The 21,771-nt window shown below is 68.0% G+C and carries 19 protein-coding genes and 2 pseudogenes; 11 read left to right on the top strand and 10 right to left on the bottom strand.

The annotated features are described in order from the left end of the window. Nucleotides 1-82: 82 nt before the first annotated feature. Nucleotides 83-310 (bottom strand): hypothetical protein, encoded by a 228-nt coding sequence (locus ACZ7CF_RS22105; RefSeq protein WP_470370440.1) that lies wholly within the window; start codon nucleotides 308-310, stop codon nucleotides 83-85. Between the two features lie 29 nt (nucleotides 311-339). Between ACZ7CF_RS22105 and ACZ7CF_RS22100 the strand changes: the two genes are divergently transcribed. Further along, a complete protein-coding gene (locus ACZ7CF_RS22100; RefSeq protein WP_470370439.1) occupies nucleotides 340-531 on the top strand; it encodes a hypothetical protein in 192 nt (63 codons plus the stop codon). Here ACZ7CF_RS22100 and ACZ7CF_RS22095 read toward each other — a convergent pair. From ACZ7CF_RS22095 to ACZ7CF_RS22070, 6 genes are all read right to left on the bottom strand, one after another. Beyond that, the gene (locus tag ACZ7CF_RS22095) at nucleotides 521-976 is read right to left on the bottom strand and encodes a hypothetical protein (protein ID WP_470370438.1); all 456 of its coding nucleotides are present in this window, start codon (nucleotides 974-976) and stop codon (nucleotides 521-523) included. The genes ACZ7CF_RS22100 and ACZ7CF_RS22095 overlap by 11 nt on opposite strands. Before the next feature lie 12 nt (nucleotides 977-988). Further along, complete coding sequence (locus ACZ7CF_RS22090) at nucleotides 989-1,111, bottom strand: hypothetical protein (protein WP_470370437.1); 123 nt, start codon at nucleotides 1,109-1,111, stop codon at nucleotides 989-991. 159 nt (nucleotides 1,112-1,270) lie between these two features. Further along, the gene (locus ACZ7CF_RS22085; protein WP_458431801.1) at nucleotides 1,271-1,426 is read right to left on the bottom strand and encodes a hypothetical protein; all 156 of its coding nucleotides are present in this window, start codon (nucleotides 1,424-1,426) and stop codon (nucleotides 1,271-1,273) included. Between the two features lie 273 nt (nucleotides 1,427-1,699). Further along, complete coding sequence (locus ACZ7CF_RS22080; protein WP_458431800.1) at nucleotides 1,700-1,918, bottom strand: hypothetical protein; 219 nt, start codon at nucleotides 1,916-1,918, stop codon at nucleotides 1,700-1,702. Between the two features lie 30 nt (nucleotides 1,919-1,948). After that, nucleotides 1,949-2,323 (bottom strand): hypothetical protein, encoded by a 375-nt coding sequence (locus tag ACZ7CF_RS22075; protein WP_458431799.1) that lies wholly within the window; start codon nucleotides 2,321-2,323, stop codon nucleotides 1,949-1,951. 11 nt (nucleotides 2,324-2,334) lie between these two features. Then, nucleotides 2,335-6,210 (bottom strand): GDSL-type esterase/lipase family protein, encoded by a 3,876-nt coding sequence (locus ACZ7CF_RS22070; protein WP_470370436.1) that lies wholly within the window; start codon nucleotides 6,208-6,210, stop codon nucleotides 2,335-2,337. Nucleotides 6,211-6,641: 431 nt separating this feature from the next. On the opposite strand from ACZ7CF_RS22070, the gene ACZ7CF_RS22065 reads away from it, so the two are divergent. After that, a complete protein-coding gene (locus ACZ7CF_RS22065) occupies nucleotides 6,642-9,263 on the top strand; it encodes an AfsR/SARP family transcriptional regulator (RefSeq protein ID WP_470370435.1) in 2,622 nt (873 codons plus the stop codon). A 172-nt stretch (nucleotides 9,264-9,435) separates the two neighbouring features. Beyond that, a complete protein-coding gene (locus ACZ7CF_RS22060; RefSeq protein WP_470370434.1) occupies nucleotides 9,436-9,630 on the top strand; it encodes a hypothetical protein in 195 nt (64 codons plus the stop codon). Nucleotides 9,631-9,883: 253 nt separating this feature from the next. Here ACZ7CF_RS22060 and ACZ7CF_RS22055 read toward each other — a convergent pair whose 3' ends face one another. Continuing rightward, nucleotides 9,884-11,305 (bottom strand): amidase, encoded by a 1,422-nt coding sequence (locus ACZ7CF_RS22055; RefSeq protein WP_470370433.1) that lies wholly within the window; start codon nucleotides 11,303-11,305, stop codon nucleotides 9,884-9,886. 52 nt (nucleotides 11,306-11,357) lie between these two features. Between ACZ7CF_RS22055 and ACZ7CF_RS22050 the strand changes: the two genes are divergently transcribed. Then, the gene (locus ACZ7CF_RS22050) at nucleotides 11,358-11,900 is read left to right on the top strand and encodes a TetR/AcrR family transcriptional regulator (RefSeq protein ID WP_470370432.1); all 543 of its coding nucleotides are present in this window, start codon (nucleotides 11,358-11,360) and stop codon (nucleotides 11,898-11,900) included. 317 nt (nucleotides 11,901-12,217) lie between these two features. On the opposite strand, the pseudogene ACZ7CF_RS22045 reads toward ACZ7CF_RS22050, so the two are convergent. Further along, nucleotides 12,218-13,095: pseudogene (locus tag ACZ7CF_RS22045) on the bottom strand (IS5 family transposase). Between the two features lie 95 nt (nucleotides 13,096-13,190). On the opposite strand from ACZ7CF_RS22045, the pseudogene ACZ7CF_RS22040 reads away from it, so the two are divergent. The 5 genes and pseudogenes from ACZ7CF_RS22040 to cmdF form a co-directional block, all read left to right on the top strand. Continuing rightward, nucleotides 13,191-14,183: pseudogene (locus ACZ7CF_RS22040) on the top strand (IS701 family transposase); the annotation flags it as partial. Between the two features lie 411 nt (nucleotides 14,184-14,594). Continuing rightward, on the top strand, nucleotides 14,595-15,134 hold the full coding sequence (locus tag ACZ7CF_RS22035; protein ID WP_470370431.1) for a hypothetical protein: 540 nt from the start codon (nucleotides 14,595-14,597) through the stop codon (nucleotides 15,132-15,134). 92 nt (nucleotides 15,135-15,226) lie between these two features. Further along, nucleotides 15,227-15,748, top strand: a complete 522-nt coding sequence (locus ACZ7CF_RS22030; RefSeq protein WP_470370430.1) for a hypothetical protein — start codon at nucleotides 15,227-15,229, stop codon at nucleotides 15,746-15,748. 252 nt (nucleotides 15,749-16,000) lie between these two features. Further along, nucleotides 16,001-17,248, top strand: a complete 1,248-nt coding sequence (locus ACZ7CF_RS22025) for an APC family permease (protein ID WP_470370429.1) — start codon at nucleotides 16,001-16,003, stop codon at nucleotides 17,246-17,248. Then, entirely contained in the window at nucleotides 17,245-18,822 is a 1,578-nt protein-coding gene (gene cmdF, locus ACZ7CF_RS22020; protein WP_458431791.1) for a tyrosine 2,3-aminomutase, read from the top strand. Before ACZ7CF_RS22025 ends, cmdF begins: the two co-directional genes overlap by 4 nt. Before the next feature lie 421 nt (nucleotides 18,823-19,243). Here the strand turns inward: cmdF and ACZ7CF_RS22015 are convergent, their stop codons facing one another. Further along, on the bottom strand, nucleotides 19,244-20,113 hold the full coding sequence (locus ACZ7CF_RS22015) for a dioxygenase family protein (protein WP_470370428.1): 870 nt from the start codon (nucleotides 20,111-20,113) through the stop codon (nucleotides 19,244-19,246). A 507-nt stretch (nucleotides 20,114-20,620) separates the two neighbouring features. Between ACZ7CF_RS22015 and ACZ7CF_RS22010 the strand changes: the two genes are divergently transcribed. Together ACZ7CF_RS22010 and ACZ7CF_RS22005 are read left to right on the top strand one after the other, a co-directional pair. Next, a complete protein-coding gene (locus tag ACZ7CF_RS22010) occupies nucleotides 20,621-21,067 on the top strand; it encodes a NucA/NucB deoxyribonuclease domain-containing protein (RefSeq protein ID WP_470370427.1) in 447 nt (148 codons plus the stop codon). Between the two features lie 9 nt (nucleotides 21,068-21,076). Beyond that, nucleotides 21,077-21,706, top strand: coding sequence for a hypothetical protein (locus ACZ7CF_RS22005; protein WP_470370426.1), 630 nt, complete (start codon nucleotides 21,077-21,079; stop codon nucleotides 21,704-21,706). The last annotated feature ends 65 nt before the right edge of the window (nucleotides 21,707-21,771 follow it).

Genomic DNA, 21,771 nt, shown 5'->3' with positions numbered 1-21,771 from the left:
TGTGAGAACGCTTCCGCACCGCACGCGTGCGACGCTTCGGTCCACGAGGCGGAGCTCCACAGCGGACAGTGGTCCCGTGGGGTCACTTCTGGAGGTTCTCGCGGCGCTCCTGCTGGCGATGACCGAATGCGGCGTTGCGCACCGCCTCGTCGCTCTCCAGGCGAGCACCGAGCGCCCCTGCCACCGTCGCGGCGAGCCACGCCAGGCCCAGGTAGTCGCGCACGGCCGGAGAGTGAGCGATCTGCTGCGCCAGCACGGACGGTTCGAGCACCAACACCACCGCGCCGAGCACCACCAGGAACAACGCCACGTACAACCTGGAGATCCCCCAGCACCAGCATGACCACCGTCGTGAGGTTGTACAGCCGCGCCCGCGCCTTCTCCTTCGTGTCGGACGGCCGCTCCCACAGGTCGTGCGTGACAACCAGCCACGTCACCATGGCGGTGATCGACAGCAGCATCGCCGCCACCAGCCTCACCACGCTCGACTGCGCGCCGAGCATCCACACGGTTGGGCCGATCAACGTGTAGGCCCCGTGCCGAAGGCGGCCACGAGCATGCTGGACATGCCCATCGCGAGCCGCCACGGCCGGTTCGCCCTGACCACGCCCGCGGACATCCGCAACCGGCCGCGTAGACCAGGTGCCACAACCGCACACCGATGTCGTCGGTCGGCGAGTCCACCCGCCGCGCACGCCGCTTCATCAGACCTCATGATCCCTGAGCTCGGCAACGACGGCACTGACGACATCACCGGTCTTGCGGCGCAGGCCCAGCTGCCCAGTGCTGGGAGCGACGCCACAGCGAGGCCGTCGTCGGCACTGGCATCCGCGACCACCGGATCGGTGCCGTCCCTGCGCGGCAGGTCCGTCAGGCACACCCACAGGTCGCAACGCTCGTCCACGACCTGGTCCCGCACCGCCTGCGCGACGTGCCGCACCGAGCCGTGCTCGTCGGCGGCGAACTGGTCGCACACAGGCACCACCCGTCACTCGACGCCACCGTCCACGTCGCAGCTCAACCGCCGCGGCAGATGCCCGGCCAGGGCTTCCACGATGTCAGTCGCCAGTCCGGGATCGGCGAGCAGACCGAGCACAACGGTTGCCTGCATGTGCCGTCAAGTACCCCTCGCCACCCAGTCTCGGCTCGGCCCAGCGATAGATGCCCAGCCTGCTGGGTGAGTTCGTCGACCTTCCTGGCTCAACGTCGCGGCGGTACGGCACGTGCAACCGGTCTTCGCCTCGGCCACCAGCGGCGCAGACCATCCGAGTCACCCGTCGTGTTCCACAACCGGTCGCCAGAGGCCTGCCATCACTATGCCGAGCACCTCGTCCCGTTCGGCGGGCGTGACACTCGACGACTCCTTCGTGGGCATCGCCACCGGTTCGGCCTGCGTGGGCACCAGCACCAGCGGAGGACAGCGCACACAGCGCTGTCCTCCCCCAGTTCTTCTCGCTGCTCGTCATCCCCCTTCGTTCGCGCCGCGTCATGACCAGCTCTGCGACTCGGACGCGGTACACCGGAGGGCCGTCAGCCCCCCGGAGTTGTCGATGCAGCGACCGACTGCTGGTTCTTGAACTCATGGGTTCCGCCGGCCAAATTCGCCAGTACCAGCTCTGGTACTTCGACTGGTTGCACGGGTAGCCACGCAGTCCATACTCGATGCTGTCGTCGATGCAACGGCCGGTGGCGTGGCTCTTCAGCTGCCAGGTGTTGTCGGACCACTCTTGGGATCCCATTTCTGGCAGACGCCACCGTTGAAGGGAAACGCGCGCAGGCCGTCCTGGAAGTTGTCGTCCACGTACAAGCCGGTCTTCTGGTTGCGGAAGAACTGCGACGTCTGCGCCTGCGCCGGGACAGCCGTCAGGCCGGTGATGATCAATGCCGCTGCGGTGACGAACCACAGGCTTGTTCTCATGTTCTGCCTCTCCCCCAGTCGACCGGTCGGTCAGAAGCAGAGCTGGCCGCCCCAGATGTTGTCGCCGGCGGGTGGCACGTGGATGCCCGCGGTGATGCAGGAGTGCATGAACTCGGTGTGGAACTCCTGCGAGTAGTACGAACCCACGTACCAGGTGGCCGTGCTACCGGCTCGCTGCCAGCCGTAGCGGTCCCACAGCACGAGCTCGCCGGTGTACGGCGCACCCGCGGTCTTGTGGTAGCTCACCCTGGCGATCGAGTAGAACGCGACCACCTCGACGCACAGGTCACCGTTGCCGATGTTGCGACACGCCCTGCTCGCCTCGGCGCTCGCGGGGACGGTGAGCAGGCCGACGGACATCGCGGTCGCCGCGATCACGGCGCCGATCTTCTTGGTTGAAAACACTTTTCCTCCAGTCAGATACCGAACTCGCGCAGTGTGCGGGTGACGATCTGCGCGTAGAGCGCCGCGCCTTCGATCGTGGGGTGGAGCCCCTGCGCGGACACGATTCCCTTGCCCGGCCAGTACTCGAACTCCGGGTTGTCACCGGGTGTGAGGTCGGTGACGACGCCGTGGATGTTCTCCGGCGCGCCGCACAGCCCCTTGCCCATGAAGTCCTGCTGGGGATTGCTGAATCTCACGTTGACACCTCGGCTCGCCGAGTTGCGCACCGCGGCCTCCAACTGCTCGTTCAGCTTTCGGCCCATGTCGTTGAGCCAGAGCGACTCCTCGTTGCCGATACCGACGATGCATACGTCGGTCTTGGAGAACAGCAACGGATAGCCGGTAAGCACGATCTTCGCGTGGGGCGCCTTCAGCTTGATCTGCTCCAGCACGGTCTCGACCGACCGGCGCATGGGGTCCGCCATCACCTTGGGCTGGAAGGCGCCCAGCGGCTCCGGATCACCGCTCATCGTGGTGTGCTGGCAGTCCTGCGCGCCCGAGCCGTACATGCAGTGCTTGAGCACGTCCGCGAACCGCGCGTCGTTGCCGCCGACGGACAGCGTCACCAGCGTGGTGTCCTCGTCCACCCAGCCGGAGTCCAGCTGCGCGACCTCGTGGTAGGACGTCTCACCCCGCTTGTTCCAGGCATCGGTGGGACCCTCGGCGGACAACAGGTTCTTGGTGCGCGCGCCGGAGCACGCGACCATGCGGTGGTCCACCGCCGGATCCAGGTTGTCGGCCCGCACGCCGACCGGTGTTGCGGAGTCGGCGAGCGTCATCGTGCGCGACCACGACTTCGTGGAACGGTGGCAGGCCGCTCGCCACTCGCCGCCCTTGCCGTCGAGGTCGGTCTCCCGGTAGTAGTCCACGCCGTGTGGTGCCGAGGCACCCTCGCCGGAGGCGTAGGAGTCACCGAGTGAGGCGATGATCTGCTTGGGCTTGCCGGGCAACGGCACCACCGCGATCGCGTCCCAGGCCACGTCCTCCACGCCGGCCCCGTCCGAGGTCTGGTTGCTCAGCCGCACCTTCGGCGTGCCCGCGAACGGGAACGAACCCAGCGACACCCATTTGTGCGCGAGCAACCGCGTCGGCACCGTGCGGAACCGCGTTCCGCCGTTGCCGAGGTCGATCTCGTACCGCGCCTGCCGGGTGTGCGCCGCGTGGTCCGGGATGTGCACGAGCACCCGTGCCCAGCCGTTGATGGCCCGGTCGAGCGTCCACGTGCCGGTGACGTTCAGCCGGGTGGCCAGCGCCGTTTTGGTCTTGTTGGTGTGCGAGAACCAGAAGTGCGCGCCGAACCCGCCACCGAGCTGGTGCAGGTCGATCCGCGCGGAGTCAGAGCCGAAGCCGAGGTCGAACGATCCCGCGTTCGCCGGACGCGCGCATGGTCCGCGCACCGCGGGTACGTCGCCACCGACGTCGTCGATGACCAGCGCCCCGGCGGGCAGTCCGGCGGTTGCGCAGTTCGGCGGGAAGCTGGCTCCGTTGTCCGGCTCCGCGGCGTACTGCGGGTAGTCGTAGCGGATGAACTCGTTACCGCAGTCGCGCGCGCAGTTCTCCCTCCAGGTCACCGAATCGTGCCACCAGCATTTCAGGTCGTAGTACGGGCCGTTCTTGTGCGCGCACGGCCCGGCGGGCTCACCGACGACGTTGCCGTTGCCGGTACCGGGATCGCCTGGGTAGTCCGGCACGTGTGAGTTGTTGCCGAACCAGCATTCGTTGGCGGTGACGGTGCAGAACGTGTTCGTCTTCGGCCGCGCCGCGGTACGGGCCTCGTCGGAGTTCCACCACGCGGGCCGGAAGAACGGCACCTCGACACCGGGCGCTTCGAATCCGGACGGCGGGAACGACGCGAACCCGAGCACCTTCTCCGGGTACGGCCAGCGCTGCGGCGTGGCGAAGTCGGTCGGGTACTTGCCGAAGTTCTCCCGCCACGGGTTGTACTTCGGGTTCGCCGGGTTGTTCTGCCAGCCGAGCCCGTGGGCGCCTGCCGAGCCCGGTTCACCGGGCTGGTGGTAGCCGGAGTTGTACGCCCACGTCGCGAGGAACCAGTTCTCGATCCGGGCCGGGTCGTTGTTGTTGACCTTGATGCCCGCGTCCTGCAGCTCGTTCCACTTCTTCTGCAGCACCTGCAGGCCGGCGGCCAGGTTTGCCGCGTAGTCGGTCGCGATCGCCTTCTGCTGGTGCCACGGCAACGACGTCTCGCCGGGCTTCTCGTGGCCCGCGAGGCGCATGCCGTCAGTCATCTGGGAGACGCCGTAGCCGCAGTCCGCCTTGTTCCACCGGATGTCCCAGTCGTCCGAGGTGTCCGGCTGGCCGTTGGGCAGCTTGTTGTAGATGTCGGTGCCGTAGTAGTTGCCGACCAACGGATTCCCGGTTTCACCGGGGTAGGCGAGCCTCGTCGCCTGCCACAGGTTGGACTCCTGGCCGAGGACGCCGAGCAGGACCTGCGCGGGCACCTGGCCGTTGGTGGTGTTCTTCAACGGGATCGACGGGAACATGCCCTGCGGCGTGTAGGCGCCGAGGCCGTTGCTTCGCCAGTTCGCCGGTCGCTGCACCGTCAGGTGTCCCTTGACCGCCATGTTCGCCGCCCACTCCACCTGCTTGGGTTTCGGCTGGTACACCTGGGTGTTCGGGTCGTTACGCGGCACCGCGCAGTACCGGCCGGCGTCGTCGGGACTGTCTTGGGCCGACATCTCACCGGTGGTGGCGGAGGCGGCACCTTCCGGGCTCGCCGGGATGACGTCGAACGTCAGCGCCTTGCCGGTCTTGATGCTCTTGCCCTCGATCCGCACGGGCTGCGCCTCGGCCGGGTCAACCGCCCGCAGCCGGGGATCCGCCTTGCCGGCCGGTGCCACCGCGGTCACCGCGGCCTCGCCCGTGGTGGACGGCTGGGCGTGCAACGGCACGTCCGGTTTCACCACTGACGGCGGCAGCGTCTTCGTCTCCACCGCCGTGCCGGTGATGACGACCTTGCGATCCGCGCTGGCCGCGACACCGAGCTCGCCGGGTTTGCCCCTGGCGAGCATCGCGACGGCGGGTTTGGTCCCCGGCTTGCCGACCGCCGCGGCCCGGCGCACCCGCACCTCGTTCGCGGTCCGGTCCATGAACACCAGGCCGCCCGCGCGGTCGGTCATGAGCCCGAACGGCACGCCGGCGCTGTCCGCGAGCACTGTTCGCACGCCGTCGCGCGCAACCCGGACGACGGCGTCGCGGTCGGCGCCGACGATCCCCTCGCTCGTCGGCACCGCCGAGGTGAGCTGGCCGGGCACCTCGATGCGCTTGGTCAGAGCGCCGGTCGCGGCGTCGAGGGTGATCAACCCTGTTTTGCCCAGGTCGTCATCGCCTCCCTGGGTCAGCACGGCGGACTCGCCGTGTCCGCAGCCGGGGTTGAAGTAGGCGAGCGAGGTCCGCACAGCGAGGTGCCGCGTCTGGCCCGTGGTGAGGTCGACGACCGAGGTGAAGCCACCTCGGTCGAAGAGGTCTCCCTTGTTGGTGAATGACCGCGGCGCGTACACCACGACGAGGTTGCGCCCGGAGACGGTCACGCACGCGTTGCCGATCCACTGGTCGGCTTCGACGCCTGGCCTGGTCAGCGTGGCGGCGGTGCGCCACGTGTACCCGGTGCTGGCCTCGGCAACGAGGACGTGAAACCCTGTCGCGTCGCCGGTGGTCGTCCATAGGCGGTCACGCGACCCCTGCCACCCCTGGCCGAGCAGTTCGTCAGGTGAGCTCTGTGCCGGCGCGGCCGGGCTTCGGACTCCCGCGGCCGCCAGCGGTGGAAGCAGTGTCGCGAGCAGCAAGGCGAGCACGACCTGAACGGCCGCCCGCAGCATCGGTCTTTTCATCGTTTCCCCCGGTAGTCCCTGATCGGCCAGTCCGAGATCTTGGACGGGGTGCCCAGCAGCCGACTGGTACCGCACCGCTGGACCACCCGTACTGATCGATTGCCGAGACGCCGTCGCCGGTTTACTTCCGAGGCACCTCGCGGTCCCGCGTCGGCGACGGCGGGTCGTTCGCGAAAGGCCACCAGCCAACGGCGCGCGCCAACGACACATCTTCTTTCGGTGTGCATCTCATCCCCAGGCCCACTGGGTGTCCCCCTCAGACGCCCATAGCTGCCAGGGAAGACAGTGCCCATCAGACCTTGCACGGACCTGGCACGAGTCTGTAGACACGTCGGCAGGGGAGGCACAACATCGTGAGAGCACGATTTCAGCTGCTCGGGGAAGTAGGCGTGACAGTGGCCGGTCAGCCGGTCCTGCTCAGGCACGCACGGGTGCGCACCGTGCTCGCCGTACTGCTGCTCGACGTGAACCGGGTGGTGTCGGCCGACACGCTCGCCGAGCGGATATGGGGCGAGGAGCTGCCGCGCAGGCCCAAGGACGCGATGTACAGCTACCTCTCTCGACTACGGGCGGCGCTCGCCGGCGCGGAGAACGCCCGCATCGCTCGGCGCTCGGGCGGGTACGTGCTGGAGGCCGACCAGGACAGCGTCGATCTGCACCGCTTTCGCGACCTCGTCGCGCGGTCCACCACGCTCACGGACGACAACAAGCGTGGCGAGGTACTGGGTGAGGCCCTCGGGTTGTGGACAAATGACGCGCTGGTGGGCGTGGAATCACCGTGGGCGGACGAGGTGCGCGAGACGCTGGCAGACGAGCGCCTGGCCGCGCGGCTGGACGAACACGACGTCCGGTTTCGGCTCGACCGGCACGCCGAGCTAGTGGCCCCGTTGACCGTGCTCGCCGCCGAACGCCCGTTCGACGAACGCGTCGCGCACCAGCTGATCGACGCACTGGCGCGCAGCGGGCAGCAGGCTCAGGCGCTCACGCGCTACGAGACGGTGCGGCGGCATCTGGCCGACGAGCTCGGCATCGACCCCAGCAGTCAGCTGCGGAAGCTGCACCAGCGGTTGCTCTCCCCCGGCGAGCTGCCCACGCGGGCCATCCCGCGGCAGCTTCCATTGGCGCCAAGGCACTTCGTCGGCCGGGCGCGCGAACTGGACGCGTTGACCGATGCGGGCGAGCACACCGTCTTGATCTCCGCGATCCGCGGCGCGGGCGGCATCGGCAAGACGTGGCTCGCGCTGCACTGGGCACACCGACACGCGGAGTCCTATCCGGACGGTCAGCTTTACGTCAACCTGCGCGGCTTCGACCCCACGACCGAGCCGGTCGATCCGGCGATGGTACTGCGCCGTTTCCTCACGTCACTGGGCATGCCGCCGGACAGCTTGCCCGGCGACGTGGACGCGCTCGCCGGCCTCTACCGCACCGCGGTCGCAGGCAGGAAGATGCTGGTGGTGCTGGACAATGCGGCGAACACCGAGCAGGTCGTGCCGCTGGTGCCGGGCGCTGAGACGTGCCGCACGCTGATCACCAGCCGACACCCGCTGACCGGCTTGATCGCGGCACACAGCGCGGTGTCGATGCCACTGGACGTGCTGCCAGACGACGAGGCCCGCGACCTGTTGACCGCACGGCTGGGCGCTCACGAACCCGAATCGATAACGGACATCGTGCGGCACTGCGGCGGCCTCCCGCTGGCGCTCGGCATCGTCGCCGCCCGCGCTGCAGTCCGCACGAACCTCAGCCTCGCGTCGATCGCCACCGAGTTGCGCGAAACTCGCCTCGACGCGCTCGACGCCGGTGACCTGAGCCTGCGGACCACGCTGTCCTGGTCCTACCGGGCACTCAGCGGACCCGCCGCCACCCTGTTCGGCCTGTTGGGGACAGCGCCCTCGATGGACCTGGGTGTCGCCGCAATCGACGCGCTGCTGGCGGAGAAGGCCGCTCTGGCACTCGCCGAGCTCGAGGCGGCGCACCTCGTCACCCGCACCGGCCCGGACCGCTACCGCATGCACGACCTCGTCCACCTTTACGCGAGCGAGCAACCCATGCCCGGCCGGGACGCCGCGCTGCAGCGGCTAATCAACTTCTACCTGCACAGCGCGATCGCCGCCGACCGGTGGCTCTACCCGCACCGCTCGCCGCTCGCCACGGGACCCGCACCTGCCGGATGCGCATCGCACGACGGCATCACGGCGGCCATGTCCTGGTACGAAGACGAGTACGCATGTCTTCTTGCCATACAGCGCCTTCCGGGGCCGTCGAGCTGGCAGCTGGCCCGTCTGCTCAGTGTGTATCAGTGGCGTACGGGCAAGCACCACGACACCGTCGACGTGTGGCGGGTCGCACTCGCCGAGATCCACAGTCTCGACGACGACACCGCAAAGGTGCTCGCGCACCGGTCGTTCGGCGACGCCTGCGCCAGCGTCACCGACCTCGTCACCGCGGCGGAACATCTGGAGCAGGCAGTGGAGCTGGCAGCCTGGCAAGGCGACCTCACGGAAGAAGCTCACGCGCACAACTCGTTGGCGTGGCTGCAGGATCGGCACGGCCACCACGAACAGGCGCTACTGCACGCCACCTGCGCGCTGGCGCACTACCGCAGACTCGACAAGCCTGAGTGGGAAGCCGACATGCTCAACTGCATCGGCTGGACCCACGCACACCTGGGCAACCACGAGCTCGCACAAGCGCACTGCGAGGCCGCACTTGAGCTGTGCCGACGCCACGATCACCTCGACGGCGCCCTGCACACGTTGAAGAGCCTCGGCTTTCTCGCCCACCACACGGGCGCGTACGCGGATGCGGTGCGGTACTGCACGGAGGCGCTGGCACTGTGCCGCCGACTCAGCCACAACTACATCGAGGCGAGCGTGCTGACCCAGCTCGGCGAGTCCGAGCGGGCCCGGGGTCGTGTCCGTGAGGCGGAACAGGCCTGGCTCCGGGCAGTCGATCTCTACCGGACGCAGCGTCGCACGACCGCCGTGCGCAAGGTGGAGAACCTGCTCGCCGCAGCCTCCACAGAAATCAGCAGAGTGTCCTTAGCTTGAGTGTGCTCACGGGCACGCCGAAGGGTGAGTCTTCGCGGTGGTGTACTAGCTGCCGGGTGACGTCAGCGGAGACGCCGAACCACTGGGTCTGCTGCACGGATTGGTGACATCTTGACCTGCCCCACCGGAAGGGTTCCAGTCGTTGTGGCTAACTGGCCGCGATGATGTCGCCGTGGGCACTCACCAGGAGACCAACGTGCGGTTGCCGCCATGCGCGTTCGACGGCTTGACGTGCATTGCCGCGCGCCGCAAGGTCTTCCGGAACGAGGCGGTGCGACAGGTGCTCTCCGTGCACTTGGCCGAGCAGGAGGCGCGCGAGCTCGAGGACCGGATCACGCACTTCTCGACTGTGGACCAGCGTGAATGACCACCCGACCACTACCCCGGACTCGCGAAAGCGCCACACCATCACGGCGTGACGCTTTCCGAGGTAGCAGGGCGCGGACGTCGTAGTCGGCGCACGGCGGCGGCTTGGTCACGTCGTCGTCGGTGATGTTCTCGATGACGGACAGTGCGTGGTCACGGCTCGGTCGAACGGGAACGTTGAGCTGCATGGTCACCATGCCATTTCCGGGCACTTCTCGGCGTTCTTGAAGGGATGCGTCAACCCGCCGCTTCGCTCACGGGCGTGGGTCGAGCGGGGTGAACACACCGAGGCGGCTCTCGACCGCCTCGGCCGCGGCCAGGCACAGGTCCTCCCGGAACGCGCGCCCGATGAGCTGCACGCCGGACGGCAGCCCGTCGCTGACGCCGGTCGGCACGGCGACGGCGGGAACACCGACGAAGCTGGTCACCGCGCACAGGCGCAGGGCGCGGGCGACCCGTTCGCGTCCCGCTTCGTCGCGCGACTCCAGGCCCGGCTCGACGGGCGGCTCGGTGAACACGGGTCCGAGCAGCAGCGGGTGCTCGTCGAGGAACTCCGCCCAGGAGCGGCGGATGCCGAGCCATGTTCCCATCAGCTTCGCAAGCTCCGCGGCGTCCACCGGCGGGGTCTTGTCCATGGCCATCTGGATGTAGCGGTCCCCGCCCTCGCCGAGCAGCGTTCGCACCACCGGCCAGGTCGGCGCGAACTCGGTCACGGTCATCCGGCCGTACGCCTCCAGCGCGTGGGCCAGCCGCGGCACGTCCGCCACCTCCCGCACGTCGTACCCGGCGTCGCGCAGGGCGTCGGCCGCCGCGGCGATGGCGCGAACGACGTCCGGATGGACGCCCTGTCCTCCGGGATCGGTGACGACGGCGACCTTGACCGGTCCGCGCAGCGGCTCGCCGTACAGGGGAACCGGCACGGCACGGGGGTCGCGCGGGTCGGTCCCGGCCAGTGCCTCGCAGGCCAGCCGCAGGTCGGCGACCGTGCGCGCCAGCGGACCGTCGGTGACGAACAGCTGCGAGGCCGGTCCCGGGTCGTCCGCGCCGAGGATGCGGTGGTCGGAGGGGAACCGTCCGGTGGTCGGCTTCAGCGCTGCCACCCCGCAGAACGCGGCCGGGATGCGGACCGAACCGCCGGAGTCGTTGCCGAGACCGAGCGCCGCCATGCCGGTGGCGACGGCGACCCCGTCTCCGCCGCTGGTGCCACCGGGGGTGCGGCCGGGGTCCCACGGGTTGACGGTGTCGCCGAACAGCTCGCTGCGGGTGTGCATGCCGGCCAGTACCAGGGTTGGCATGTTGCTGTGGCCGATCGGGATCGCGCCGGCCGCGCGAAGCCGGGCGACAGGGGGCGCGTCGGCCGCCGCCACCAGGTCGCGGAACCGCGGCAACCCGAGCGTGGTCGGCACCCCTTCCACGGCGGTGGACTCCTTGACCGTGAACGGCACTCCGGCGAGCGGCCCGAGCGTCTCCCCCGCCGCTCGCTGCCGGTCCGTGAGCTCCGCGGCCTCGCGCGCACGCTCGGCCATCAGCTGCGTAACGGCGTTGACCCGTGGGTTGACCTCGGCGATGCGGTCGAGGTGGCTCTCGACGAGCTCGGCGGCGGAGATTTCGCCGCTCCGGACCGATTCCGCCTGGGCCGCGGCCGTCTTCGCCCACAAGGCGTCCTGCCTGATCATCACGTTCTCCATCCGATAAGATCGATACAACCGTATCGGAAAAGAGGAGAGCATGCCCAAGCAGGTGGACTACGACAGCCGGCGCCGCCAGATCGCCGAAGCCGTCTGCCTCCTCGCCGACGAACACGGGCCCGAGGGGGTGAGCATGCGTGACGTCGCCGCTCGCGCCGAGGTCTCACTCGGTGCCGTTCAGCGCTGTTTCCGCACCAAGGAGGAGATGCTGCTGTTCGCCGTCGAGCACGTCGGCGAGCGCGTGCGAGCACGTCTGACCGCGGACTCCTCCCTGGGGCAGGCGATCGACGAGATCGCGCTGCTGCGCGACGAACACCGGGCCCAGGCGCGAATCTGGTTGGCGTTCGTCGCCCAGGCCTCCATCAAGGAGCCACTCGCCCGTCCCCTCAGGAACAGCTACGCGGCACTGCACGACCTGCTCGTCCGCCTGGCCACCGGCAGCGGCCTGGCCGATCCGCCGGCCGCGGCTCGCGCGCTGCTGGCCATCGCGGACGGCCTCACCACCCACGTGGTCATCGGCCACCTCACCGCACAGGACGCGGCGGAGGTCCTGAACACGCATGTGGCCGCACTGTGGAAATAGGACCTGTGATGTGCCGCGGCCGCACCGGGAAAGCGGGGATCGTGGACGCGCGAACTGCTCGCCCGCGTGCGGTTCCACCGCTGCATGCCGAAGCCATCCGGCCGCTCGCCGTCGACACCGACCTGTGGACGACGCGACCTGGATTGCAGACTCGGCCCCGGTCAAATGCGGCCGCTCCTGCGAGACCACCAGACCTTCCGAACCGGCCAGCTGGGCCGGCCACTGCTCGTCGCATCCACGGTTCTCCTGGGGCCTGCGTCTGCGCCTGGCCTGCACCCCGGCCGGCCCGCCGATCATCTGGCCTGTCCTGCGGACCTTCACCTGAGGTGGAGGACGATGCAGGCGAGGATGATCTCGGCGCGGTGGTAGGCGGCTCGTTTCGCGAACCTGGTGGCCAGGCCGCAGAACTGCTTGAGCCGGTTGAAGCAGCGCTCGACCACGTTGCGCATCTTGTAGAGATCGGGGTCGAAGGCCGGTGGCCTGCCACCGGCCGAGCCCTTGGCCTTGTGGTAAGCGATCTGGTCGACGCGTTCCGGGATAGTGGCCTTGATCCGCCGTTGCCGTAACGCGGTTCGGGTGCTCGGGTGCGCGTAGGCCTTGTCGGCGATCACTCGCCCGACCCGCACCCGCTGCCCGTCGACATCGATGTCGCAGATGTCGTCGAGCAGTGGCAGCAGCTGCGGGTTGTCTCCGGTCTGACCGGGCGTGAGGATCACCGCCAGCGGCAACCCGGCCGAGTCGACTGCCAGGTGGAGCTTGGTGGTCAGTCCGCCTCGGGAGTGTCCGAGGCATTCGCCGTCGACGGCGAGGTCGTCGATCCAGTCCGCGCAGCCCCCTTTTTCCGGGCACCCGCCGCGTGCCGGTGCGCCCGGACACTCGTGGAGTCGATGCTGACCACGAACGCGACATGGTCTTCGAGTGTCCCGAGTGAGTCGTCTTTGACGATCACGTGCTCGAGAATCCGGTCCCACGTGCCGTCCGCGGTCCACTTCCGAAGCCGTTCGTGCGCGGTCTTCCACGGCCCATGGCGTTCGGGCAAGTCACGCCAGGGAGCGCCGGTGCGTTCCTTCCACAGGATCGCGTTGATCACCTGCCGGTGGCTGCGCCACCGGCCACCGCGCTGCCCGCTCTGCGCGGGCAGCAACGGCGCAATCCGCGCCCAGGCCTTGTCCGTCAGCTCACCACGTCCGACCACACACCATCATCTGCACACGATCATGAGAAAGATCCGCAGGACACGCCCTAGTACTGCAACGGCACTTGTGTGTTCCGCAATGGATCATGTTATGCGTGGTGGTCGATGTCGCTGTGGCGGAGCTGGGCCGGTTGCATGATCGGATCGGTGGCCGGTTCGTCAGGTCGGAGCCGCGCGATCGGGTGCGGGAGTATGTGCTGGGTCTGACCGCGGGGTTGAAGCGCAGGAACGGCTGGACGTTGGACGAGCGGGCCGGTGAAGTCTCGCTGGATGGGATGCAGCGGTCGTTGCGGCGGATGGACTGGGACGTCGATGGTGTCCGTGACGATCTGCGGGACTACGTCGCGCAGAATCTGGGCGCCCCGGACGGAGTGCTGATCGTTGACGACACCGGATTCCTGAAGAAGGGCGATCGCTCGGCGGGGGTGCAGCGGCAGTACTCGGGCACCGCCGGCCGGACGGAGAACTGCCAGGTGGGCGTGTTCCTGGCCTACGCCTCGGCGCGGGGGCACGCGTTGATCGATCGAGAGCTCTACCTGCCGGAATCCTGGACCGCCGATCCGGACCGGTGCCGGGCGGCCGGCGTCCCCGGCGAGGTGGAGTTCGCCACCAAGCCGCGGCAGGCGATGGCGATAAGCGAGCGCACGCTCGATGCCGAGGTGCCTTTCGGCTGGGTGACCGCCGACGAGGCCTACGGGCAGGTCAAGTACCTGCGGTTCTGGCTTGAACAGCGCGACGTGGCGCACGTGCTGGCCACCAAAGTCAACGACGTGTTGTCCACCACCGACTTCCGCCAGGCCCGCGCCGACGAACTGATCGCGCAGCTGCCGGTGCAGGCCTGGCGCAGGTTGTCGGTGAGCACCGGGGCACACGGGCCGCGCGAGTACGACTGGGCTCGGGTGCCCATCCGCGTGTTGTGGGAACCGGGCCGCGGGCAGTGGTTACTGGCCCGCCGCAGCATCACCGATCCCGGCGAGATCGCCTACTACGTCTGCTACGGCCCGCGCCGCTGCACGCTGCTGGACCTGGCCTGGATCGCCGGAACCCGCTGGCGCATCGAGGAATGCTTGAAGCAGGCCAAGAGCAAGGTGTTTTGAAAATCTGACACGGCCGAACTGCGCGATGCGCAAAGGGACGGGCAGGCCTTCCTTCGGAGTGGGAACCGCCGCGCTCAACGCGAAGGAGCGGTGTTCGACCCGTACTCGCCTGGTGTGCCCAGCCATCATCGTCTCCAGCTCCAGGTGGAACCGGCAGTAACAGCTGTGAGTACCGACCGCGATATGGAACTTCACGGCGCCACCCGCGTCGAGCTCGTGATTGTCGCCCGCGAAGAGGACTGCCCTCCGTATCACCGGTCAGGCTGCAGATCGGCATCTGGGTGATCTTCGGGGCGCTGTCCGGGTGACGTGAGCAGCTCTGCCCCTGCGGCAGGCCTGTGTGCGGAATCTTGCCCGTCGGAGACTCCGAACAACCGGAGGATCCATGAGGGGAGTGCTCACATGAGCAAGGGAAGATGGTTCGCGGCTGTGGCGCTTGCAGTGAGCGCGGTGGGGGTGGTGGGCTCGCACGCCTCGGCCAGCCCGGCCGACCAGGCGGCGCCCGCCGCGTCGACGATCCAGGTCGAGCGGTTCACCAGTTCGACACCGGTCATGGTGTCGGACCTGGCCCGCCTTGGGCACGTGGGCACCACTGCGACCCTGTACTGCGCGGTCCGGGACAACACCTTCGGGTGTCAGCAGGGCACACCGGGCGACGGGCTGGTGGTGGCTCGCCTGTACTACGGCACGGGCGCCAGTGGCTCGCAGGTCGTGGTCTTCAACCCGGCCTACCAGGTCGGCTGCACCAGCGGTACCACCAACAACGAGGGCGGGGCCAACCTCGGCGCCTCGGCCAACCAGATCAGCTCGGTGCAGACCTACAACTCCTGCGACGTCAAGCTCTTCGACGGCAACGACCTCACCGGCGACTCCAGCGCCTGGCTCGACAACGGCGATGTCGGAGCGTTGAACAACCGCGCCAACTCGTTCAGGATCTCCTGATCGAGCACCTGGGTGGGGCACTCCCCACCCAGGCGGCGTGAGTTGCGCCAAGCCAAACCCTGCCGAATCCACGCATCGGCTACGTCGTCGCCGTGGCCTGCAACCTGACCATTCCCGCGGTCGGCGGAACGTCCCGCGCCGATGTCTTGGCGGCGCAAGCACCAGATGACGTCTGGAAACGCCGCAATTGCGACGACGGAGCCAGGGGGCCACGATTGTTCGACTGGGCGGTGGCCTCGCTGCCCATCTACGAGCATTCCATCCCGCCGCGGTGGCGCCGCTGGCTACTGGCCCGCCGCTCACTCACGCGCAACACCAAGGGCGAGCACGAACTGGCCTACTACTTATGTTGCGCGCCAGACGAAACCACAGATGACGATCTCATCGGTGTGGCCGGCGCCCGCTGGGCGGGCGAGGACTGCTTCCAGGCTGCCAAGACCGAGGCCGGGCTCGACCACCACCAGGTTCGCCGCTACGACGCCTGGTACCGGCACATCACCCTCGCAATGCTCGCCCGCACCTACCTCGCTGTCACAGCCACGATCGTCCCAAAGCCCCGGCAGCGGCCTCATCCCGCTCACCCGGAGAGGTCAAGCGTCTCCTGGCACACCTGATCACCACCGTCTACGACAGCACCCGCGAGTGGGCCTGGTCCCACTGGCGTAGACGTCACGAGCGCCGCGCGAAAGCCTTCCACCGCCAGCGCAGACAGGCCAAGGACCACGAAGTGCGGCTGGAGTACTGGCGTGGTTCGAACCGCGGACCGGAACAAGTTCCGGTTGGAACCTCGACGAACCAACGCTGATGTGGTTACGGTACGGAGTTGAACAATCACGCACTGCTATCTCATTGGGGTGGAATCCTTCATGGAGGAAACCGGCCTGCGCCGGCACTTGACCGTGCCCGCCGGGACCGCACTCGCCGTCGGCGCGGTGCTCGGACCGAGCGTGCTGGTGCTGCCGGCGTTGACCGCACGGACCGCAGGACCGGCCGCGCTCGTCGCGTGGGGGGTCATGTCGTTGTTCGGGCTGGTGTTAGCAGTGGCGCTGGGCCGGGCCGGGGCACGCATCCCGGACGCCGGAGGCATCATCGCCTACGTCTCGCACGCCTTCGGGCCTCGGTCCGCCCGTGTTTGCGGCTGGTGGTTCCTCGCCTCGGTGCCGCTGTCCGTGCCGGTGATCGCGCTGGTCGGCGCGCATTACGTGACGTCGTACTTCGGCCTGCCCGACGCTGCCGCCTCGGTGTTGGCCCTGGTGCTGTTGTTCGTGTCGCTGTGGCTCAACTCGCGAGGGCTGAAGGCGTCCGCGGCGGTGCAAACCGGGGCTGTGGCCGCCGTGGGTGCGGTGATCGCGGCGATCTCCGTCGCCGGACTGCCCGATGTGCGGTCCGGGTTTCTGACGCCGTTTGTGCCGAACGGGTGGATGGCGGTCGGAGCGGCCGCACTGCTGATCTTCTGGTCCTACATCGGGTTCGAGATGGTCGTGCACCTCGCGGAGGACTTCCGCCGCCCCGGACGCGATCTGCCGCTCAGCATGGGGATCGCGTCGGTCGTGCTCTCGGTGCTGTACTGCGCGGCGGCGTTCGTGACCATCGGTACCGGCGCGTACCTGCAGGGCAACGGGCTGGCGCCGATGAGCGTGGCCGCCGCGTCCGCGTTCGGCCGGGCGGCAGGGGTGGCGACAGCGGTGTTCGCGCTGGCGTGCGCGTTCGTGGCCGTGCACACGAACATCGCAGGCCTCTCCCGCCTTCTGTACGCCCAGGCGCGCGTGGGCGAGCTGCCGAAAGCGTTGGCGCGGCTGCACTCCCGGCACCGCACGCCGTGGGTCGCGTTGGCGTGCCTGGGAGTTTTCTTCGCGGTGGTGCTGCTCGCGGACGCACTGCTGCGACCTGATCTCGGGGAGTTGCTGGGGTGGCCGAGCGCCACGTTCCTCGTGCTGTACCTGGCGGGCACCGCGGCCGCTGTGAAGGTGCTGCCACCCGACGACATCGGCCGTGTCTGCGCCGTGGTCGCGTTTCTGGGGTGCCTGCTGGTGCTGCCGTTCGGCGGGTGGGCGTTGCTGTACCCGCTCGCCGTGGTGCTGCTCGCAACCACACTGAGAAGGGGAATCAGTTGAGTCTGGTCGAGTTCGACGGTGAGCACCTCGACATCGCGGGTGTCCGTGGCGTCGCGGAGCTGGGGCAGGAGTGCGCGGTCGCACCGGCCGCGCTCGCGAAGGCGGCCAAGAGCCGCGCGATGTTCGAGGACATCGCCAGGCAGAACATCCCGATCTACGGCGTGACCACCGGCTACGGCGAAATGATCTACATGCGCGTCGACGTGGCGAAGGAGGTGGAACTGCAGACGAACCTGGTGCGCAGCCACAGCGCGGGCGTCGGCCCGCTGTTCGCCGTCGACGAGGCACGCGCGATCGTGGCGGCGCGGCTGAACGCACTGGCAAAGGGGTATTCGGCGGTGCGGCCGGAAGTGCTGCAGCGCTTGGCGTTGTACCTCAACTCGGACATCACGCCCGCCATTCCGGAGATCGGTTCGCTCGGCGCGAGCGGTGACCTCGCGCCGCTCGCCCACGTGGCGAGCACGGTCATCGGTGAGGGTTACGTGCTGCGCGACGGCAAGCCCGTGCCGACCGGGGAGGTGTTGCGGGCCAAGGGCATCGAGCCGCTGGAGCTGCGCTTCAAGGAGGGTCTGGCACTGATCAACGGCACGTCCGCGATGACCGGCCTCGGCTCGCTGGTCGTGGCGCGGGCACTGGAACAGGTGCGGCAGGCGGAGATCGTGACCGCGCTGATGATCGAGGCGTTGCGCGGCTCCACCAGCCCGTTCCTGGCCGAGGGTCACGACATCGCCCGCCCGCACCCCGGCCAGATCGCCTCGGCCGCGAACCTGCGGGCGTTGCTCGCGGGCAGCTTGTTGACCGTCGAGCACGCCGACCTGCGGCGCGAGCTGGAGGAGGGGCACGACGGCAAGGACGTGCAGCGCACGGAGATCTATCTGCAGAAGGCGTACACCATGCGCGCCGTCCCGCAGGTGGCCGGCGCGGTGCGGGACACGTTGCACGACGCCGTGCGCAAGCTGGAGATCGAGCTCAACTCGTCGAACGACAACCCGTTGTTCTTCGAGGGCAGGGAGATCTTCCACGGCGCCAACTTCCACGGCCAGCCGATCGCGTTTGCCATGGACTACGTGACGATCGCGTTGACGCAGCTGGGTGTGCTGTCCGAACGGCAGACGAACCGGCTGCTGAACAGGCACCTCAACTACGGCCTGCCGGAGTTCCTCGTCGCCGGCGATCCTGGTCTGAACAGCGGGTTCGCCGGGGCGCAGTACCCGGCCACGGCGCTGGTCGCGGAGAACAGGACGATCGGCCCCGCGTCCACGCAAAGTGTGCCGTCCAACGGGGACAACCAGGACATCGTCAGCATGGGCCTGATCTCGGCACGCAACGCCCGCCGCGTGCTGTCCAACAACACCCGGATTCTCGCCGTGCAGTACCTGGCGGCCGCGCAGGCCGTGGACGTGGCAGGGCGGCGGTCCGGGCTGAGCCCGCAGTCTGCGGCCACGTACTCGAAGGTCCGGTCGTTGGTGCCCACTTTGGCCGAGGACCGGTTCATGGCGGACGACATCGAGGTCGTCGCCGCCGCTGTCGCAGCGGGTGAGTTCGTGTCCGCTGTCGGGGTGGAACTCAACTGATCGGATTCACACGCCGGGGACGATCAGCACGTGATGGTGGTGGACCACGTGCTGGTCGTCGACGTCGAGGCGACCTGTTGAGCAGGAACGCCGCCGCCGGGCGAGTCGACGCAGATCATCGAGATCGGGATGTGCCCGGTCGAGGTGTCGTCCGGTGAACGTGGTTCGCGGCGCAGCCGGTGCTGACGACCTCACCGCGCATCGGCAAACCGCGCAACTCACTGCCTTCGACCTGCAAGGCGATCCCGGGCGGCGGCAGCAGCCCATTCATGAGGGCCACCCCGGAATCACCAGTGCCCGGTCAAGGGCAGTCGGGACTCTGCCGGTACCACTTCCCTTTCCCCGCCGACGACCTGACCGTCCTACTCGGACTGGAAGGGTGGAGTACAACGAGGTCGAGAAGGCCCGGCGAACGTCCCGATCAGTCGGGGAGGCCGACCTGGGTGTTGGACAGGTCGAGACCGATCGCGAAGTCCGCGCTGTAGCCGGTCCCGGTGCTGGTGGGGTTCAGCACCATCTGGGCACCACCCCTCAGGTAAATGGAGTCCCTGTTGTTGGTGGTGTCCGCAGGGCCTTTACGCGCGTACGGCTGGGTCTGGAGGTAGGCCGCGCCGAACGCGGTCGTGAAGTACAGCTGTGACGTGAACTCGTACGGACGGCCGTTGGTGCCAGTCGTCCGGATCTTGATGTGGATGTGGAGCGTCCTGCCGGTGTACCAGCCGGGCAGGATGGTGATGAATTGTGCCTTCCCATCCGTGTTGGTTTTCTGATAGCCGCGCAGGAAACGGCGACCAGAACTCCCCTGCGACGGGATGTCCGAGTAAAGCCCAAGCGCGTCGCACTGCCAGATGTCCACTGTGGCGTCAGGCAGGGGGGTGCACTGTCCCGGGCGGACCGACTGGACGGTGAAGTTGAGCGTCAGCGCCGTTCCTGGCGACGGCCGACCGGTGGCCGGGTCGGTTCGGATGTCGGACCGGTTGAGCATCCTGTCGACGAAATAGGGACCTTCCATCTGCTCCGGCTTGACCACGCAGTTCAGCGCCGGTGCGCAGACCTCGGGGCCGCCGGTTGTCTGGGTGGCGCCGGCCACGGGAGATCCCGCGACCGTGAGCGTCGCGCCTGCGGCGCCGAGCAGGATCAGCGCCTGCCGTCGGCCGAGTACACGGCCTACCGGCTCATCGTCGTCGTGCATGGAGTTTTTCCTTCCGGGCATACCGTTCGCTGTGCGTGGTGGGAACGGAATGCATGTGGTGAGTGGTTGCAGGAAACCGCGCACGATGGAACTGTCCAAGACCGCCAGAATCGCTGTCGAGAGGATTCACCCGTCTGCCGCCATCACGAAATACCGTTCGTGGGACTGATAGCCCGATCATCGGAATCCGCAGTCATTGCACATGGGGCAATTCACGTGGTCCGGGCCGTTCCCGGTTATATCTTCGTCACGCTGTTACCGCCGGACGGCGGCACGGCGACTGTCGCGGCGCCTCGACGTGGTCACGGACACCCAAGGGGTTGCGCACGCAGATCGGCGTCTCCGGATCGGCATTCGGACCCCGACCGCGCACCCACGCCACCGACCCTGGAGGACGGTGACAGTGCCCTTCCGGTGGGGGTGGATGAGCACGACCCCGCGCACCTCACAATGGGGTAGCAGTCACCGTCAAGCCGGACGGCTGGGGCGACCTCAACGGCTTGATTCCCCGAAGCGATCGCGTCATGCCCTATCGACTGCAGCGTCACGAGCAGCGACTCGCCCTACCGCCTGCTCAGCGACAACCCTCAAGGGGCCGTGCGCGCGATGTCGGACATCGTGCCGGGAACCGCAGGCACGATCATGGCGCACCAGAGCCGATGGACCATCATCTTCACGCAGATGGGCACACTCGGTTACCCCCACCTTGACCTACACAACGGAGAACTCGCCACGCACATCGCTGACACTCAACGCGCCGGCCTTCCGGGTTCCCCCGCAAGCGGGAGCCCACTGACACGGCAAACCGACCGAATCCTGATGGACAAGAACCGCAGCACGTCCTGTCCTTCAAGCCTCCCCCGGCCGGACGGGAAGCAGTGCGACGAGTATCCCTTCGCCTCGACCAACCAGGGCGCGTTCCTCGGCGGCGGCCTCTACAGCGCCAGGATGATCAAAGAAGAAGACAATGAAAAGGGTGGCAGGGAGCTGTCCGCGTTCTATCGTGACCAGCGGATCATCAACTTCGATCCCTTCTACGTCCAGATCGTCTGATCAGGAGGCATGAATGTGACACGGCAGCCGATCCGCCTGTCCGGCGAGGTACGAGTGTCCTACCACCAGTTCTTCATGCTGGACGAAGGCGTCTACCCCGAGGACGGTGGTCGGCTGTCGTGGCACAGCAACGGACTGGCAACCACAGCGTCAGGACTGCTCGGCATCAACGCCGGCATCCACACCGGGCCCGTCGAACTCGTAGTAGAGCGCCACACGGACCCGCCGGAGCCGGATCTGGACGCCTGGGAAGACGTCGTCGAGGTCTCCCTCGACGCACCCGCAGGCGCACTTCGCGTCAGCGCGCTGATGGACGACATCCCCGGACAACTCCGCACACCCGCGACCGAGACCGCCGGTCGCTACAGGGCTCGCGTTCACGCCACCGGACGCGACTCCGCCGTCGATGAATCCAGCCTCGACATTCTCGAGCACTACCTCATCCAACTGTGGCCAGACACCGGCGACCGCGCCGCGGAACTCCTCAAAGGGGCAAGCCGATACGGAACACAACGCCGCAAGGCATGTGGAATGGTTCTGCCCGGCCGATCGATGTCGGCGACAATCAACGAGGCGGCACCAAACTGGCAGGATTCTACGGCCAGAACCGCATCCTGGACAACGATGCGTTCTACGTGAACGTCACGTCCGGCTAAAGTGATCGGCACAACCTGGGCTTGCCCGCACACGCGGCAAGAGCTGCG

The sequence above is a fragment of the Lentzea sp. NPDC036955 genome, assembly GCF_055608005.1.
Note: the sequence above shows the minus strand (reverse complement) of the source record. Positions and strands in the feature narration are given on the sequence as shown.

Bases quoted from the DNA above. Each gene is read 5' to 3' on its own strand.
- ACZ7CF_RS22025 (WP_470370429.1), top strand. From the start codon at position 16,001: ATGGAGGAAACCGGCCTGCGCCGGCACTTGACCGTGCCCGCCGGGACC.
- ACZ7CF_RS22070 (WP_470370436.1), bottom strand. From the start codon at position 6,210: ATGAAAAGACCGATGCTGCGGGCGGCCGTTCAGGTCGTGCTCGCCTTG.
- ACZ7CF_RS22010 (WP_470370427.1), top strand. From the start codon at position 20,621: ATGTCGGACATCGTGCCGGGAACCGCAGGCACGATCATGGCGCACCAG.
- ACZ7CF_RS22035 (WP_470370431.1), top strand. From the start codon at position 14,595: ATGAGCAAGGGAAGATGGTTCGCGGCTGTGGCGCTTGCAGTGAGCGCG.
- ACZ7CF_RS22005 (WP_470370426.1), top strand. From the start codon at position 21,077: ATGAATGTGACACGGCAGCCGATCCGCCTGTCCGGCGAGGTACGAGTG.
- ACZ7CF_RS22080 (WP_458431800.1), bottom strand. From the start codon at position 1,918: ATGAGAACAAGCCTGTGGTTCGTCACCGCAGCGGCATTGATCATCACC.
- ACZ7CF_RS22100 (WP_470370439.1), top strand. From the start codon at position 340: ATGACCACCGTCGTGAGGTTGTACAGCCGCGCCCGCGCCTTCTCCTTC.
- ACZ7CF_RS22050 (WP_470370432.1), top strand. From the start codon at position 11,358: ATGCCCAAGCAGGTGGACTACGACAGCCGGCGCCGCCAGATCGCCGAA.
- ACZ7CF_RS22090 (WP_470370437.1), bottom strand. From the start codon at position 1,111: ATGCAGGCAACCGTTGTGCTCGGTCTGCTCGCCGATCCCGGACTGGCG.
- ACZ7CF_RS22055 (WP_470370433.1), bottom strand. From the start codon at position 11,305: ATGATCAGGCAGGACGCCTTGTGGGCGAAGACGGCCGCGGCCCAGGCG.